The sequence below is a fragment of the Sphingobacterium sp. SGR-19 genome, from assembly GCF_011043555.1.
Lineage (GTDB): Bacteria > Bacteroidota > Bacteroidia > Sphingobacteriales > Sphingobacteriaceae > Sphingobacterium.
This window is the reverse complement of record NZ_JAAKGS010000006.1, coordinates 98,913-114,540: the sequence shown is the minus strand read 5'-3', so window position 1 is coordinate 114,540 and position 15,628 is coordinate 98,913. Positions and strand designations below refer to the sequence as shown.

General features: G+C 40.5%; 13 protein-coding genes. 5 read left to right on the top strand and 8 right to left on the bottom strand.

From position 1 onward, the window contains the following. Positions 1–5: 5 nt before the first annotated feature. The 4 genes from G5B43_RS12610 to G5B43_RS12595 all read right to left on the bottom strand — a co-directional run bounded on the left by G5B43_RS12610 (position 6) and on the right by G5B43_RS12595 (position 4,182). A complete protein-coding gene (locus tag G5B43_RS12610) occupies positions 6–1,196 on the bottom strand; it encodes an aminopeptidase C (protein ID WP_165295104.1) in 1,191 nt (396 codons plus the stop codon). 136 nt (positions 1,197–1,332) lie between these two features. Then, positions 1,333–1,980 (bottom strand): carbonic anhydrase, encoded by a 648-nt coding sequence (locus G5B43_RS12605; protein WP_165295103.1) that lies wholly within the window; start codon positions 1,978–1,980, stop codon positions 1,333–1,335. Positions 1,981–2,075: 95 nt separating this feature from the next. Next, positions 2,076–3,656, bottom strand: a complete 1,581-nt coding sequence (locus G5B43_RS12600; RefSeq protein ID WP_165295102.1) for a SulP family inorganic anion transporter — start codon at positions 3,654–3,656, stop codon at positions 2,076–2,078. A gap of 187 nt (positions 3,657–3,843) precedes the next feature. Beyond that, on the bottom strand, positions 3,844–4,182 hold the full coding sequence (locus tag G5B43_RS12595; RefSeq protein ID WP_317167514.1) for a hypothetical protein: 339 nt from the start codon (positions 4,180–4,182) through the stop codon (positions 3,844–3,846). 171 nt (positions 4,183–4,353) lie between these two features. On the opposite strand from G5B43_RS12595, the gene G5B43_RS12590 reads away from it, so the two are divergent. The 3 genes from G5B43_RS12590 to G5B43_RS12580 all read left to right on the top strand — a co-directional run bounded on the left by G5B43_RS12590 (position 4,354) and on the right by G5B43_RS12580 (position 7,215). Beyond that, positions 4,354–5,907, top strand: coding sequence for a helicase HerA-like domain-containing protein (locus G5B43_RS12590; RefSeq protein ID WP_165295100.1), 1,554 nt, complete (start codon positions 4,354–4,356; stop codon positions 5,905–5,907). Positions 5,908–5,971: 64 nt separating this feature from the next. Continuing rightward, complete coding sequence (locus G5B43_RS12585; protein ID WP_165295099.1) at positions 5,972–6,886, top strand: sugar phosphate nucleotidyltransferase; 915 nt, start codon at positions 5,972–5,974, stop codon at positions 6,884–6,886. A gap of 80 nt (positions 6,887–6,966) precedes the next feature. Beyond that, on the top strand, positions 6,967–7,215 hold the full coding sequence (locus G5B43_RS12580; protein ID WP_165295097.1) for a hypothetical protein: 249 nt from the start codon (positions 6,967–6,969) through the stop codon (positions 7,213–7,215). An 81-nt stretch (positions 7,216–7,296) separates the two neighbouring features. Here G5B43_RS12580 and dnaK read toward each other — a convergent pair whose 3' ends face one another. Continuing rightward, positions 7,297–9,207, bottom strand: a complete 1,911-nt coding sequence (gene dnaK / locus G5B43_RS12575; protein ID WP_165295096.1) for a molecular chaperone DnaK — start codon at positions 9,205–9,207, stop codon at positions 7,297–7,299. Between the two features lie 250 nt (positions 9,208–9,457). On the opposite strand from dnaK, the gene G5B43_RS12570 reads away from it, so the two are divergent. Further along, positions 9,458–10,009: a thioredoxin family protein gene (locus G5B43_RS12570; protein ID WP_165295095.1), complete on the top strand. Its 552-nt coding sequence runs from the start codon at positions 9,458–9,460 to the stop codon at positions 10,007–10,009. 83 nt (positions 10,010–10,092) lie between these two features. After that, entirely contained in the window at positions 10,093–10,449 is a 357-nt protein-coding gene (locus tag G5B43_RS12565; protein ID WP_165295094.1) for an MmcQ/YjbR family DNA-binding protein, read from the top strand. Positions 10,450–10,455: 6 nt separating this feature from the next. Here G5B43_RS12565 and G5B43_RS12560 read toward each other — a convergent pair whose 3' ends face one another. From G5B43_RS12560 to pyk, 3 genes are all read right to left on the bottom strand, one after another. Next, the gene (locus tag G5B43_RS12560; RefSeq protein WP_165295093.1) at positions 10,456–11,319 is read right to left on the bottom strand and encodes a GLPGLI family protein; all 864 of its coding nucleotides are present in this window, start codon (positions 11,317–11,319) and stop codon (positions 10,456–10,458) included. 3 nt (positions 11,320–11,322) lie between these two features. Then, entirely contained in the window at positions 11,323–13,998 is a 2,676-nt protein-coding gene (locus G5B43_RS12555) for a TonB-dependent receptor domain-containing protein (RefSeq protein WP_165295092.1), read from the bottom strand. 175 nt (positions 13,999–14,173) lie between these two features. After that, entirely contained in the window at positions 14,174–15,604 is a 1,431-nt protein-coding gene (gene pyk, locus G5B43_RS12550) for a pyruvate kinase (RefSeq protein WP_165295090.1), read from the bottom strand. Between the last annotated feature and the right edge of the window lie 24 nt (positions 15,605–15,628).

Below are 15,628 nucleotides of genomic sequence, written 5' to 3'. Positions count from 1 at the left end.
TTCTTTTATATACCAAATCGGGATTGCATATTTTTGGTTAAAGCTTTTTTATGCAATAAAATGGAAATTGTTTTGTATCGGACATATTCTTTAGTCGCATACATATATCCTTTGTAGTCGTTGGATTCTCCCCACGAGTTTTTTACGATATAATATTCTTTGCCATTTTGGTCTTTGACTGTCCCTACGATGTGCATCCCGTGGTCGTCGGTAGTCGTGTAGTTATCGAAAGCTTCTTGGCGTTGGGCAGGGGTAATGGTGGCTTCAGGCTTTGGGCCATTAAACATTGTCTCTATTTCTTCGGCACTCATTTGCTCTATTGGTTTTTCCGGTACGTACGCCACGCCGTTTTTCCAGCTAAAGCTCTTTTCAGATACATCTGTCGCCCAAGCTACGGTGTATCCATTTTGAAGTGCATTGTCGATGATATCCGTCAGGTCGTTTATCTGTACATTATAGAAACTTTCAAAAGACCAGTTGTCGGGAATCAATAAAACAAACGGTTTATAGTATGGGTGTTCTTCGAATGACGAAATACCGATATAATCATCCGGATTAATGCCGATCACTTCGTCTGCAAAGGTCCGGGGCGTGTATGCCTTTCCTTCATATTGGAAGGATTTGGGTACCTGTCCTAAATAAGCATCCATCGCTGCGGTAAAAGCGGTTATCCAGGTTCTACTTGGTTTTTTACTTTTTGCCACGTTTTCTGTAATGCTTTGTAGTATAGGACTCATCTCTCCAAAATTATTACGTTTTTGTCCTTCTTGTAATCCTGTGTAGATTGCTTGTGGTACAGCACCGTACTTACGGAAGATGGTTAACACATCATGTAACTGACCGCCATCCCCTTGTGCCTGCTTTCCGTGTAAGCGGACGAAGTTTTTTGCCTTTTCAATATAGGTGTTGCGTGCCGTATAGATAGAAGAGATATCTACGGGTTGTCTACCCATTCTGATCATTTCTGATTCTAGAAAAGAGTTGCCTGAATACGACCAGCAGGTGCCCGAAGATCCTTGGTCTTTAATAGAAGTATTTCCTAAATTGATCACTTCCGTAAATCGGAAACCTTCTTTACTGTTGTCGCTGACATTGTGTTTTAACGCATTGATAAGATTATCCTGGGCGTTAACGTGTACAGAAGCCGAGAATGTGAATAAGGCTGCTGCTAATAATAATGATTTATTCCAGTTCATTGTTGTTGAGTAAAATTTTACGAAATTAAAATTTTATAACGAGCCTTGATCGGTTTCATTGTAAAAATCATAATATACCAAAAAGAGACGCCTATATAGACGTCTCTCCTAATAATCTTAAACTTGTATTTATTGTTTATTGGAAGGCAAACACCTTGCCCAATGCTTCGTTGCTTGTAAACGTATTGTCTAAATCTTGAAGTTTTCCGCTGCCAATATCAATCACCATTCCATGTACGGCTAATGGTTGATTGTTCTTCCATGCATTTTGTACAATGGAAGTTGTACATAGATTAAACACCTGTTCTTTTACATTGAGTTCAATAAGACGGTTTACTTTTTCCTCATGGTCTGTAATACCGTCGATTTCCTTGGCATGCAAACGATAAACGTCCTTGATGTGGCATAGCCAGTTGTCGATTACACCGAATTGTTGGCGGCTTAATGAGGCGGCAACACCGCCACAGCCATAATGTCCTGCCACGACAATATGTTTTACTTTTAAGACATTGACAGCGTAATCGAGTACCGACAACATACTCATATCGGAATGTACGCACATATTAGCGATGTTGCGGTGTACGAACACTTCACCAGGTTTCGAGCCTACTATCTCATTGGCTGGAACACGGCTATCCGCACAACCGATCCAGAGGATCTCCGGACTTTGTCCTTTTGCCAGCTGCTCAAACCGTCCAGACGTGTCGTTTTTAACAAACTCTACCCAAGACTTGTTGCCTTCTAATATTTTCTGAAAACCTAGTTCTAGTTCTTTATTTCCCATAATTATAATTGTTATTTCTTGTGATGTTATTAGCGGCTGAATTGAAAACCCAGCCAATTTAGTACATTATTATGAATATTATTATAAAAAAGACATTATATCTTTACTTGCTTTTTCGGCTGGATTATAGGCGCGACACCATTCTTTTTGTAGGTGACAGCATCCAATTCGATTTCAATCCCTTTACTAACTGCATTTGTTTGAAAATCCTTCAAAACCTCAATAACGTCTTTATCGATAAATTTGCTATATCTGCCATCAATTCGAATAGCTTGCACGCCTTTCGGCAAACTATAGAGTTTCTGTTGGATAGGTACTTTGTTTAGAAAAGAAACTTCTTCTGCAAGCGTCATCGTGACCTTCTTTTCACCATTCTCCTCATCGATTTCCATTTTGAAGGCATTCTGCATATTAGCGCGGATGATATAGAACAAGGCTACTACTATACCTATCCCCACACCCATTAACAGATCAGTAAATACAACCGCTACAATGGTCGCAGCGAACGGGATAAACTGATCCAATCCTTTGCGTAACATTTTTTTAAACAAACTTGGGTTGGCTAACTTATAACCTGTATGGAGTAAGATGGCAGCCAGACATGACAAGGGGATCAAGTTAATAAGTGCAGGAATGGCCAAAAGAGCTACCAACAACCAGAGACCATGTAGCATGGCTGATTGCCGTGTCCGTCCACCAGCTTGCGTGTTTGCAGAAGATCGTACGATAACGGATGTCATGGGAAGACCGCCTAGAAACCCGCTCACCATATTACCCACACCTTGGGCCGTCAGTTCTCTGTTGGTCGGTGTAACGCGTTTAAAGGGATCCATCTTATCAATAGCTTCAATGCTGAGCAAGGTTTCCAAGCTCGCAATAATAGCAATCGTAAAGGCAACTATCCAGACATCTTTATTCAAAATTTGTGTAAAATCTGGAAAAATGAATAGTTGTGTGAATTCTTGAAAAGAGCTTACAATAGGTATCACAACGAAATGATCTGCGCTAAGCTGCATAGTGGAACCTCGGAAAACAGATGCTAATCCAACTCCCATTAAAACAACAACCAACGGCGCAGGCACTTTGTTAATGCCCTTAACTTTTGGCCAGTAGATGAGGATGGCAAGGGATAGCAAGCAAATGATAGTGGCCCCCCAGTTGACGCTGGACAAAACCGTGTTTTGAATTGCTGCAATACCTCCTCCGGAATCGAGTTCGAAAGCATGTTCTTCTAACAGCCCGAAAGCCAACGGTATCTGTTTAAGTATGATGGTGATACCGATAGCAGCTAACATACCTAAAATCACAGCTGAAGGGAAATAGTTTCCAATCATACCTGCTTTGATGATCCCTAGAACGAGCTGTACAACACCGGCGATGACAACGGCGAGCAGAAAAGTTTCATACGCTCCTAATTGTTCTATAGCACCTAGTACGATTACCGTTAAGCCAGCTGCAGGCCCACTCACGCTGAGCGGAGATTTGCTGATGGACGCAACGACCAATCCACCGATAATTCCTGTTAATACTCCGGCAAACAAAGGTGCGCCGGATGCCATTGCTATACCCAGACATAGTGGCAGCGCTACAAGAAACACTACAATACTCGCTGGGAAATCATATTTTAAGTCTCTTTTCGATAATTTAAGAAAAGCAGACAGACGAGTTCCTGACATAAATTTAAAATTTAATCCGTTATCTATTCTAATAAATCAAAATCAATTATATCTGCATAGATTCCCATGCATAAAGACATGGATTAATCAGCTCATACAAGCTTCTTGCCTTTATAAAATTGTTCTAATGATAATAACTCTAATGAGATTTTAGAAACCCCAAACAAAGAGATAATAAAGATCAGAATTAACTGTTGGGAGGGGGGGGAGGAACGGATGGATGGAACACGCTAAAAAGTCCTTCGTTTTTTAGATATCGCTTCTCTTTACCTAAGTTTTCGATAACTGGGCAAAATGATAGATAATCAGAAGTAGTTGTGAAGAGTTTCGCGCCTGCTTCGTGTAAATCTTCCGAAGCGTTGTTTCCTTTTGCTGTATTCTCAATTTCTAACTGAAGAACAACTTGTAGGATGGTTCCTTGGTCTAAGACGTTCACAAACATAGGTGTAGCCGAAATCAACATCTTCATCATAAAGATGCCAAAACATACTTTCGCTGCTAAAACTCGTGTTGTCTTCGTTATCACGCTCTTTTATTTTGTGCTTTTCAAAAATACGGTTTTTTCTTTGGAAAAAATAACGAAGGCAGTCAATTGTTGTTAATTTTTTATTAATTATCCATATCTTTCCTTATTTAATTGAAATTGTTACAAATATGTGGCATTTTTATTGCTTCTAGGAAACTTAATTAATCGTGTATGACGTCTAGCATAGAATTTATTGAAAAAATCACGGCTTCCTATAATCCTAAGGGTGAATATATCCAATTAGGTTCTGGCATATGGGGTGATGAAGTTATAACAGAGGCTAAGGTGAATCTGGCGCTGAAAATTATGAATCGTCATGGACTCATTGCCGGCGCAACCGGCACGGGGAAAACGCGTACACTACAACTTATTGCGGAGCAGCTATCCGATAAAGGCGTGTCTGTTTTTATGCTCGATGTTAAAGGTGATCTGTCTGGATTGGCGGAACCGGGAAAAACAAATGATGCACTCATAGAGCGGGGAAAGCTTGTAGGAATTCCGTTCGAACCCGCGCATTTTCCATTAGAGATATTTTCTCTTAGCGGGAAGCTGGGAGCACCAATGCGTATAAAGGCACAAGATTTTGGACCTGTTCTGTTAGCAAGGATTTTGGATTTGAATGATACGCAAACCGGTGTGTTAGCTGCCATATTTAAATATGCCGAAGATCAACAATGGGAACTCATTGATTTAAATGATGTGAAGAAACTGCTTAGTTACTTGACAGATAGCCCGGGAGCCGAAGATATAAAGGACGATTACGGTAAAATAAGTGCGGCAACTTCTGGTACTATTCTACGGAAAATTGTAGCGGTGGAACAACAAGGCGTAGCACATATTTTCGGAGAAAGGGAATTTGATATTCAAGATTTATTTAATCGGATAGATGGTCGTGGTGTGATTACGTTGTTGAATATAGCGGATATCCAAGACCAGCCGTTGATGTTTTCAACCTTTCTGCTAAGCCTTCTAGCGCAATTGTTCAAGGAACTGCCGGAAGTAGGTGATTTAGACAAGCCAAAGTTAATTTTTTTCTTTGACGAGGCACACCTATTATTTAGCGGTGCTTCAAAAGCATTTCTCACGCAAGTTGAGCAGATAATACGTTTAATCCGTTCGAAGGGAATAGGTGTATTTTTCTGTACACAAGCAGCAACTGATATCCCTGCATCTGTCTTAGGGCAATTGGGTAATCGGGTGCAGCATGCGCTGCGAGCTTTTACACCCAATGATGCTGATAACCTACGTAAAACGGTAAAGACATATCCTTATTCTCCCTTTTATGAAATTGACAAGGTCTTGACTTCATTAGGAACGGGTCAAGCGTTGGTTACGGTGCTTAACGAAAAGGGTATTCCCACGGAAGTGGTGGCTACACACTTGGTGCCCGCAAGGGCAATTATGGGGCCATGCCAAGCCGAAACCTATACGCGCATTACAGCAGGTTCGGAATTTTATGATAAATATCAAGAGCGTCTAGAGAGAAGAAGTGCCGCAGAGATTGTGGATGAAAAGATCGCTGTCTTTGAGGCGAAGGAGGAGCAGGAGAAAGTGAAGAAAGAGACTCAAAAATCAACAAACCGCAGCACAAGTAGGCGAAATTCTCGACAAACACCGATGGAAGCCGCGAAAACACAGGCTTCTCGTACACTAGCCCGAGAGGGTGCAAAGCTTTTGGGAAAACTGGCAAGCGGCATCTTAAACGCCATGTTTAGAAAGAAATAGATAGAATAAATTTCTATCTTTGTCGCACCTTATTTTTTGTAATTGATTAATAATAAAATAGATAATGAGTAAACCAACATTGTTAATTCTAGCCGCAGGAATGGCGAGTAGATACGGATCGTTAAAACAGATTGATGGGTTTGGCCCACATGGAGAAACTATCATTGACTATTCTATATACGATGCTATTCGTGCCGGTTTTGGGAAAGTAATATTTATCATTCGAGAAGAATTTTTGGAGAAGATGCGTGAAGTCTTCGACGAAAAACTAAAAGGTAAGATCGAGGTAGATTATGCTTTTCAAAGTTTTGACTTGACAAAGTTTGGTGTTGAAAGGGTAATAGAACGTACAAAACCTTGGGGAACTGCACATGCTGTTATGAGTGCGAAAGATCATATCAACGAACCCTTTTGTGTGATTAATGCAGATGATTTCTATGGCAAGGATGCTTTTGAAAAAATGGCGGCTTTCCTGCGTGATGAAGTTACAGATGAAAAAATGGCTCTTATGGGGTTTAAGGTTGGTAACACGATGTCGGATTATGGATATGTTTCCCGAGGAGTGTGTGATGTAAACGAAGAGGGGAATATGGTTTCGGTAACGGAGCGTACGAATATCTATTATGTTACAGACGATGTCGGCGATAAAAAAATTATTTATGAAGAAGAGGGAAAGCAGCATGATCTAGATCCGGACACTAGAGTATCAATGAACTTCTGGGGCTTTACGCCTCGAATTTTTGAAGTAGCCCAAAGTATGTTCTCTAAATTTGTGAAGGAGAACGGCGATAACCCGAAATCGGAATTTTTTATTCCTTCTGTTCCAGATTATATGGTAAAGAACAACATGGCTAGCTTTCGGGTCATCCCAACTTCTTCCAAATGGTTCGGAGTGACATACAAAGAGGACAAGCCCATTGTACAGGAATCTATCTCTAACCTTGTTAAGGATGGAGTATATCCAGAAAAGTTATTTTAGAATTTTAATTTAGATACAATCTATTGCTTAATGTGCTAATTTAGTGTTCTAAACTGCTAAATTTTAGGCTTATGTGTTTTATGCAATTTTTTTTAAGGACAATAAGAGTGTTGGGGTTGGGGTTCTTGCTCTGGTTGTTTGTGTCTTCTTTTCAAGAAGAGCGGTTAGAGAAGACACTATTTGATTCCTTTTATGCAGAATTGGGTTGTATTAAAGGAGGTCTATTCGAAAAAGAGCCGTTCGAAGTCGATGTTGACGTACTCAATCTCTCCGCAGATTCCATCTGCGTAACACTTAAAATTTTCCTTAAATCAGATGTAAGAGGATAATATAATTATTATTTTTATTTAAAGCCCCGATGGAAAATCCATCGGGGCTTTTATGTGTATGATTGATTTTAACAAACAAAACTATTTCACTTCTTCAAACTCTACATCTTGCACATCGTCACCGCCTTGTTTATTGTTGTCTTGTGCTTGACCTGCGTCACCCTGCGGCTGTTGTGCTCCTCCTTGTTGTGAAGCTGCGTACATTTCTTCCGAAGCCGCATTCCAAGCATTTTGAAGTTCAGCAGAAGCTGCATCGATGTCTGCGAAATTTTTCGCAGCATAAGCGGTTTTCAATTTTTCTAAACCTGCTTCGATAACGCCTTTTTTATCTGCGGATAGCTTGTCACCATATTCTTTCAGCTGTTTTTCTGTTGAGAAGATTAGGGCATCAGCCGCATTTGTTTTTTCTGCTTCTTCTTTTACTTTTTTATCTGCTTCAGCATTCGCTTCCGCTTCTTGTTTCATCTTTTGGATTTCTTCCTCAGATAATCCCGAAGAAGCTTCGATGCGGATATTTTGCTCTTTACCTGTAGCTTTGTCTTTTGCTGATACTTTGATAATACCGTTGGCATCAATATCAAATGTTACCTCGATTTGAGGTACCCCACGAGGTGCTGGCGGAATATCCGTTAGCTGGAAACGTCCAATCGTACGGTTTTGTGATGCCATCGGGCGCTCTCCCTGCAAAATGTGAATTTCTACAGATGGCTGGTTATCCGATGCAGTGGAGAATACCTCTGATTTTTTTGTCGGGATAGTTGTATTTGCTTCGATTAATTTGGTCATCACGCCACCCATAGTTTCGATACCTAATGAAAGCGGCGTCACATCTAGCAACAAAACATCTTTTACTTCTCCTGTTAACACACCTCCTTGGATGGCAGCTCCAAGAGCTACTACTTCGTCGGGGTTTACACCTTTTGATGGCTCTTTGCCAAAGAAGTTTTTTACAGCATCTACAATAGCCGGTATACGGGTAGAACCTCCAACCAAAATGATTTCATCAATATCGGAAGTAGAATAACCAGCGTTTTTTAAGGCTGATTTACAAGGTTCAATCGTGCGTTGAACTAAATCAGCAGCTAAAGACTCGAATTTAGCACGAGAAAGTGTACGTACTAAGTGTTTAGGGCCTGTTGCATCAGCAGTGATGTAAGGCAAATTAATTTCTGTTGAGGTAGTGCTAGACAATTCAATTTTAGCTTTCTCTGCAGCTTCTTTCAAACGCTGTAATGCCATGGCATCTTTTTTAAGATCGAAGCCATTGTTCTCATTTGCAAATTCTCCCGCCAACCAGTTGATAATAACATTGTCAAAGTCGTCACCACCTAGGTGGGTATCGCCATCTGTTGATTTGACTTCGAACACGCCGTCACCAAGTTCTAGTACGGAAACGTCATGCGTACCTCCACCACAGTCAAACACGACAATTTTCATGTCTTTGTGTGCTTTATCTAGACCATAAGCCAATGCTGCTGCGGTTGGTTCGTTGATGATACGTTTTACAGTAAGACCAGCAATTTCACCAGCCTCTTTTGTAGCTTGGCGCTGTGCATCGTTAAAATAAGCAGGCACTGTAATAACTGCTTCGCTTACTTCCTGTCCTAAGAAGTCTTCTGCCGTTTTCTTCATTTTTTGAAGAATCATGGCCGAAATTTCTTGTGGTGTATATTTGCGGTCGTCGATTTCAACACGCGGCGTGTTGTTATCACCTTTTACTACTTTATAGGGTACTTTTTCTGCTTCTTTTATAGATTCATCATACGATAAACCCATGAAACGCTTGATAGAATAAACTGTTTTGTTAGGATTAGTGATCGCTTGACGTTTTGCAGGATCGCCCACTTTACGTTCACCACCTTCAACAAAAGCAACGATAGAAGGCGTGGTACGTTTCCCTTCATTGTTTGCAATAACTACCGGCTCGTTACCCTCCATCACGGCAACACATGAGTTTGTAGTACCTAAGTCGATTCCAATAATTTTTGACATATCTTGTTTTTTAATATTTACGAATTAGTAATTAACTTTATTTTTAATGATATGCTATGTCTTTATCAACAGCTGTGCCAAGGTTAAAATCGTCATAAAAATGTCTTTTATGTCGTTTTTCTTTTGAGCTGTTCTGTCAAACTGTCATTATATATCCGGTGACCCTGACTTTGGAACAGTCACGAATCCGGGAGGCGAATTTCGATTTACAGAAATAATTAGTAAATTCGTCTGGTAAGATAACATAAACATGACCTTTCAGGAATACGTAGATTATTTTGAACAAATTTTAGCTTCTCCGGAAGAATACGACCCCTACGGGGATGAAGAATATTTAAGTTACACGAAACTAAATTGGTCGAGAATGAACCGGTGGCTGAAACGGTTTGAACCAAACGATGCGATGAAAAATTTGATAGCGAGCATGACAGAACCTCAGCATTGGATTGTGATCACGGAGCCTTGGTGTGGAGATGCGGCTCACTCGGTAGCGCAACTTTACCAGATCGTAAAAAATAATCCAAATATTGACTTCGAAATACAACTCCGCGATAAAGAACCATTCCTTATCGACGATTACCTTACTAATGGGAGTAAATCCATACCTAAACTTATTATCCGAAACGATGTGGGACATGATAAGGTGATATGGGGACCCCGACCACAAAAGCTACAGGACTTGTTTATCCAAATGAAAGAGGAGGGACGTTCTTTTGAAGAAATCAAAGAATTTACCCAGAAATGGTATAACGAGGACAAAGGGATGGAATTGCAAAAAGAGCTTCTTGCTCAATTAGGCTAATCTTTCTTTAGCGTATTAACGATTAATAACGCCAAGCGTCTGGTTGCAACAAGGAAGCTTGCGAAACTACCAAATGCTAGAAAATGAACATTGAAGATATCCGGGAATATTGCCTCGCTAAACAGGGCGTAACAGAAGAATTACCTTTTGGTCCGGATACGTTAGTATTTAAAGTAGGAGGAAAGGTGTTTTTGTTAGTCGGATTGGATCAAGTGGAATCTTTGTGTTTCAATGTGAAATGCGACCCTGACGTAGCTGTTGAGTTACGTCTGAACTACCCCGACACGGTTATCCCTGGTTACCATATGAATAAAAAGCATTGGAATACCGTTTATTGCAATAGACAGCTTGCTGATGAGCGTTTGAGAATATTTATAGATGACAGCTATGCACTGGTTTACAATGCGCTATCTAAAATAGTAAAAGAAAGCATAAGGTAACATTAGTCAATAAATCAAATTTTCCAATAAGTTTCGTCGTCGTTGCTGAGCGTTGTCTCCCCCGCCGAGAAATCGATTGTTGCCTAACGCGTCGAAAAAGTCGTTCATCGTCATGGGTTTACTTTTTTTGTCCCACCATTGATTGGGCACATTGTCGACTACAAAATCTACTTTGCGTGCCCAGTAATTGATGTGCATTTCAGGAATGGCAAGTCCCAGTATCATGCCTGGAAGCCCATGTATCAGGGCCGGTCCTCCTGATACGGGAATTTGATCGGTATAAAAAGCCACGATATACAATGAATCGGGCGTAGCACCATTAACGCGTCGACAATCATACCCTGCTATGTTTCGATACTCATCAGTAAAACGCCAGGTAATCTGTTGTAATGAATCTCGCAACAGGTATTTTTCGTCTAAATCCAGTTCCAATTCACTCGTGCCGTTACGGAGATTTTGGTAATACACTCTATGTTCGCCCGGTCTTGTGGATTGTCGACTATTTGCTGTCCTGGTTCGGTTCATATTTCTATTGCCTCCTCTACCTGCACCGCCGCGACCCGGCGTCGCTGTATTTTCAGTCGCTTCTTCTGCTTCGGCGCGAACCATGAGTGTTTCGTCTTCGTCAAACCGGAGCGTGAACATCGACGAGTTTTTCTCGGGAACATCATTTATATTGCCGCCGAACCGCATCATCATGCCACGATTTCTTCCATCAGCTCGGTTAGTCATTTCACGCATCCTTGCCCTTACGTATACTTCTTTTTCAAAGCTGATGATGCCTTTGTGCGGGAAATAGGCGTGTTGTGCTGCTGCTTCAGAGAGGTATCCGCTGCAGAAGATCATATAAACCAAAATCAGTTTTTTCATCCTTTAATCTCCATTTTTCTTTCCTAAATTCTTGTTAAAGTCCCATTTTACACCAACCATAAAGTATTGGGTAAGCATTTCCTGTTGCGTTTCCGAAAAACTGTTGCTGTTGAAAGAACGGTTAGTATTGTTAAAGCTATTAAATACGTCGAAAGCTTTAACGCTCAGCAAAAGTGATTCGTCTTTCAGTAGTTTGCGCGTAAGTTCTAAATTCATGTAGAATTGTTGTATGGGCTCGGGAAAAACCTTTGACTTTCCGGTATAGCTATAAAACAATACTTGGGTGAGGCTAAATTTAAAAGGAAGAAAATATTTTAGATCAGCATTTGCCGAAGAACGAAATGCAGTATTGTTCAGCTGTCTCTGAATCGTATTCACCTCATTGTTCACTCCGAAGCTTAAATTGAAGTTAAAGTCTACATTTTTCGAGTTCTGCTTATTTGCATTGATTCCTGCATTGGTATTTGTATTATTGCTACGGTTGAGGTCGCCATTGATAAAACCATAATTGTTGCTGAACTGAACAGAGGTAAACGGGCCAAACTGGACGCTGCCGTTTAAGATCGGACGGGTGTAGTTGGCATGCACACGCCCGTTCCAATTAATATGGTTTTGGATATTGACGAATGTCGTAGTCGTTCTTCCCTCTTCGTCAATAATAGAGCGATTAACAATGGCATTTTTAGTAAAACCACTATTCGCATTGATGTTAAAGGAAGATGCTTTCAACAAACTAAATTTATTAAAGTTGAAATTTATATTATTGTTTGTTTCCCGTTTCAGATCAGGGTTTCCGAGTTGTCTATACAACTCGTTTGTCGGCGGCTGTATCGGTTGTAACTGGGAGAAACTTGGTACATTGGTGTTATTTTGGTAACCTATCGTAAGATTCTTGTTATTTGTGATTCTGTAGGATACGTTTGCATTTAAGTTGTTTTGCCAGAAGTTTCTGGAAAGTCCGATATCCCGGTAACTGTCCGTGAGCTCTTGATGTCGGTGCATTGTCCGATTGGATAGGTTTACGTTCAACTTATTACTGTGGAAGTTCAAGTTGAGATTCATGCCGTTGGTATGAGAATTATTTGTTTCATTTTTTGAATAGAGACTATCCAACGTGCTACTAGCATCGAGATTATTATCATATGCATTAACCAGGGCATTTCGAGCAGCGGTATTGAAGCTGTAACCCAATGTAAGGTTTAGCTGTTTCGTTATCGGCTCGCTGATGTTAATAGATGCTCCCAGATTATTTCCTTTATTTTCAGATAAACGTGTTTGATCGACAATCACTGTATCTTGAATAACACCGAACGTATCATATAAATGTGTTTGTTCATCTACTTGATCGGTGGATGTAGAATTGTCTACTTGTGTATTCAGATGAAGGTTTAAACTCCGACCTTTTTTATTTAATCGCCTTCGATAGTCTACTCTTAAATTAAGATTTTCATTATCATTTTCACTATTGTGCCGGCTTTCGAACTCGTTTGCTTTTATGTTTTCATTTCGCAAGGTGCTACTGGATGAGCTGGAAGAAGATGTTTGCTGTCCTTTGCCACCATTTAATTGTATGTTTAAGTTGCTTATGGAATCGATCCGATAACGAATTTGTGAACGTAAAACATGGTTTCTACTGTCATTTTCCGACGCTCCTTCTCTCGTAGTTTCCTGTGTTTGGTTGTCATTCAATACACGTTTGTTATAGCTATTGGATTCATTTGCCGTGCCATTATTGGTGAAGTTATAACTTGAAGTTAAATGTAGCTTTTTTTCAAAAAAGTTGTTTTCATAGTTCATGCCCCCACTTTTATGCATTGGGCGTCCGACGATCTGGTTATTCATACGGATTCGGCTGGCGTCGCCGCTATTCCCCATGTTATTCCAGTTGCCTGTAATGGCAAGGCGTTCCGATTTGTTGAATTTTGCGACAAATGTGTTAAGGTCGAAGAGCCCTTTTGTGCCGATACTCGCATTGGCATTCCCAAATACACCGCGTCTTGCTTCTTCTTTCAATACAACGTTAACCGTCTGGTGTCTTACCCCATCATCTATACCTGTCAATTCAGCCTCCTCCGATTTTCGCTCGTAGACTTGAACCTTGTCCACAGCATCAGCCCGGACATTGCGGATAGCAATCTTAGGATCGTATCCGAAAAATTCTTCTCCGTCAATCAAAACTTTGGATACACTTTTTCCTTGTGCAGTAATTTCGCCGGAAGCGGATACTGTTAACCCGGGTAGCCTGCGTAGCAGGTCTTCTAATTTGGCATTCTTCTCCGTTTCAAAGCTACCCGCATCGTATTCTATCGTGTCTCCTTTGATCTTGATGGGGATTTTCTGATTGATGACAACTTCTTCCAGTAGATTGGATTGTGAGTTGATACCGATTGTTTTTAGATCAATATTGTCGCTTTTTATTTCTAACGGTTGGCTATAAATCTCGAATTTGGGATAGGTAATTAATAATAAGTATTCTCCTTTTTCTATTTTTTCCAAGCTGAATTTCCCGCTTGCGTTAGCTCGTGTAAAATACCGCATGATGGAATCTGTGTCTAAAAGAACTATGGAGGCATTCTCCAATGTTTTTTGATCTGCTTGGTCGACAACCACTCCTTGTATGGATTGTGCAGACAAATAATGGCTGATAATACACAGAAAAATAAGTATACTCCTTTTCATCAATTAAAGCTAGTAAGTCAAAGAAAAGAAGAAAAAGGCTAAAATCATGTTAAATTGACACTTGTAATAGCTTTGATACAAAATTCGGGGTTCGTACTTGTAATTCGTAACTAATAACGAGTCACAAGCACGAACCCCGAGGGGCTCAAAGGTAATCATGAGCTACGAATTAGGGTTAACTTAATTGCGAAACCCGAATCGTATTTGTTTTTCCTTTTTGATGTAATGGCGTGGAGGCCGTGTTGATGACGATCTCTCCTGGAGACACGAGATTCAGCTCTTTTAGTAAGCCGTTCACATCTTGGATAGTGCCGTCGGTACTTTCAAATTTGCTATACACAAACACTTTTACACCCCATAACAAACTAAGCTGATTGATTAAGTTCTTGTTGCCTGTGAACACATATATATGGGCATCGGGTCGATAGCTTGAAATTTCGAGTGCCGTATATCCCGACGACGTCATGACAGCGAACGCTGTGGCCTTTGTATTTTTGGCAAGATGAATCGAAGAGCCGCAAATCGCATCTGATATCTTGGTTTGTTCAGACAATACACTTTCTTTCGGACTGTAGTATGGGTAAGATGTTGCTTCGACCTGGGTGATAACCTTTGTCATGGTCTCGATAACAATTTCTGGAAACTCACCGACTGAAGTCTCTCCGCTTAACATGACCGCATCAGCGCCATCAAGTACGGAGTTGGCGACGTCGTTTACTTCCGCACGTGTAGGGCGAGGTGTCGTGATCATACTTTCCAACATTTGGGTTGCGATAATAACTGGTTTCGAAAGGTCACGGCATTTTTGCACGATCATCTTCTGTAGACCAGGTACGACTTCCATCGGCATCTCCACACCAAGGTCTCCGCGGGCCACCATAATCGCATCTGTAGCTTCAATAATGGCGTCAATATTATCAATTGCTTCCGGCTTCTCAATTTTAGCGATAACTAATGCATGACTTCCTTTTGCCTTGATAATTTCCTTACATTGATGGATATCGTCTGCCGAACGTACGAAGGACATAGCAATCCAGTCTGCGCCGTTATCTAAAGCAAAGTTTAGATTGTCCAAATCTTCTTCTGTAAGAGATGGTATAGATACTTTTGTATTGGGGAGATTGACACCTTTACGGGAAGTCAATACACCGCCATGTACCACTTGACATTTTACCGTATCTTTGTAATTTGTGCTGATGACCCTCAATTGTAGCTTGCCATCATCCAATAGGATAATTTCATTCTCTTTAACGTCATTGGGAAAATTTTCATAAGTAATATATATACGATTCTCGTCACCTATAAGTTCTTCGGTAGTGATCTCTACTTCTGCACCATTTACTAAGATGGCGCCGCCTTCTTTCATTTTTCCAATACGGATTTTAGGACCTTGAAGATCTGCCAGAATTCCGACGTTAAAGGGATGCTCGTTATTAATTTCTTGGATGGTTTTAATCACTTTAAGGTGGTCGTCTTGGCTGCCATGAGAGAAATTAAGTCGGCAAACATCCACACCTTTTGCAATCATGTTGGTCAATATTGTCTTATCCGACGAGGCCGGACCTAGTGTGGCAACAATTTTTGTCCTTTTTTGAATCTTGTTCATTTACAGTGTTTTATTTATGTATAT

What these genes read in the sequence shown, in the direction of transcription:
- G5B43_RS12610 (WP_165295104.1), bottom strand. Translation starts at nt 1,196, where the DNA reads ATGAACTGGAATAAATCATTATTATTAGCAGCAGCCTTATTCACATTC.
- dnaK (WP_165295096.1), bottom strand. Translation starts at nt 9,207, where the DNA reads ATGTCAAAAATTATTGGAATCGACTTAGGTACTACAAACTCATGTGTT.
- G5B43_RS12560 (WP_165295093.1), bottom strand. Translation starts at nt 11,319, where the DNA reads ATGAAAAAACTGATTTTGGTTTATATGATCTTCTGCAGCGGATACCTC.
- G5B43_RS12590 (WP_165295100.1), top strand. Translation starts at nt 4,354, where the DNA reads ATGACGTCTAGCATAGAATTTATTGAAAAAATCACGGCTTCCTATAAT.
- pyk (WP_165295090.1), bottom strand. Translation starts at nt 15,604, where the DNA reads ATGAACAAGATTCAAAAAAGGACAAAAATTGTTGCCACACTAGGTCCG.
- G5B43_RS12605 (WP_165295103.1), bottom strand. Translation starts at nt 1,980, where the DNA reads ATGGGAAATAAAGAACTAGAACTAGGTTTTCAGAAAATATTAGAAGGC.
- G5B43_RS12555 (WP_165295092.1), bottom strand. Translation starts at nt 13,998, where the DNA reads ATGAAAAGGAGTATACTTATTTTTCTGTGTATTATCAGCCATTATTTG.
- G5B43_RS12585 (WP_165295099.1), top strand. Translation starts at nt 5,972, where the DNA reads ATGAGTAAACCAACATTGTTAATTCTAGCCGCAGGAATGGCGAGTAGA.
- G5B43_RS12565 (WP_165295094.1), top strand. Translation starts at nt 10,093, where the DNA reads ATGAACATTGAAGATATCCGGGAATATTGCCTCGCTAAACAGGGCGTA.
- G5B43_RS12570 (WP_165295095.1), top strand. Translation starts at nt 9,458, where the DNA reads ATGACCTTTCAGGAATACGTAGATTATTTTGAACAAATTTTAGCTTCT.
- G5B43_RS12580 (WP_165295097.1), top strand. Translation starts at nt 6,967, where the DNA reads ATGCAATTTTTTTTAAGGACAATAAGAGTGTTGGGGTTGGGGTTCTTG.
- G5B43_RS12600 (WP_165295102.1), bottom strand. Translation starts at nt 3,656, where the DNA reads ATGTCAGGAACTCGTCTGTCTGCTTTTCTTAAATTATCGAAAAGAGAC.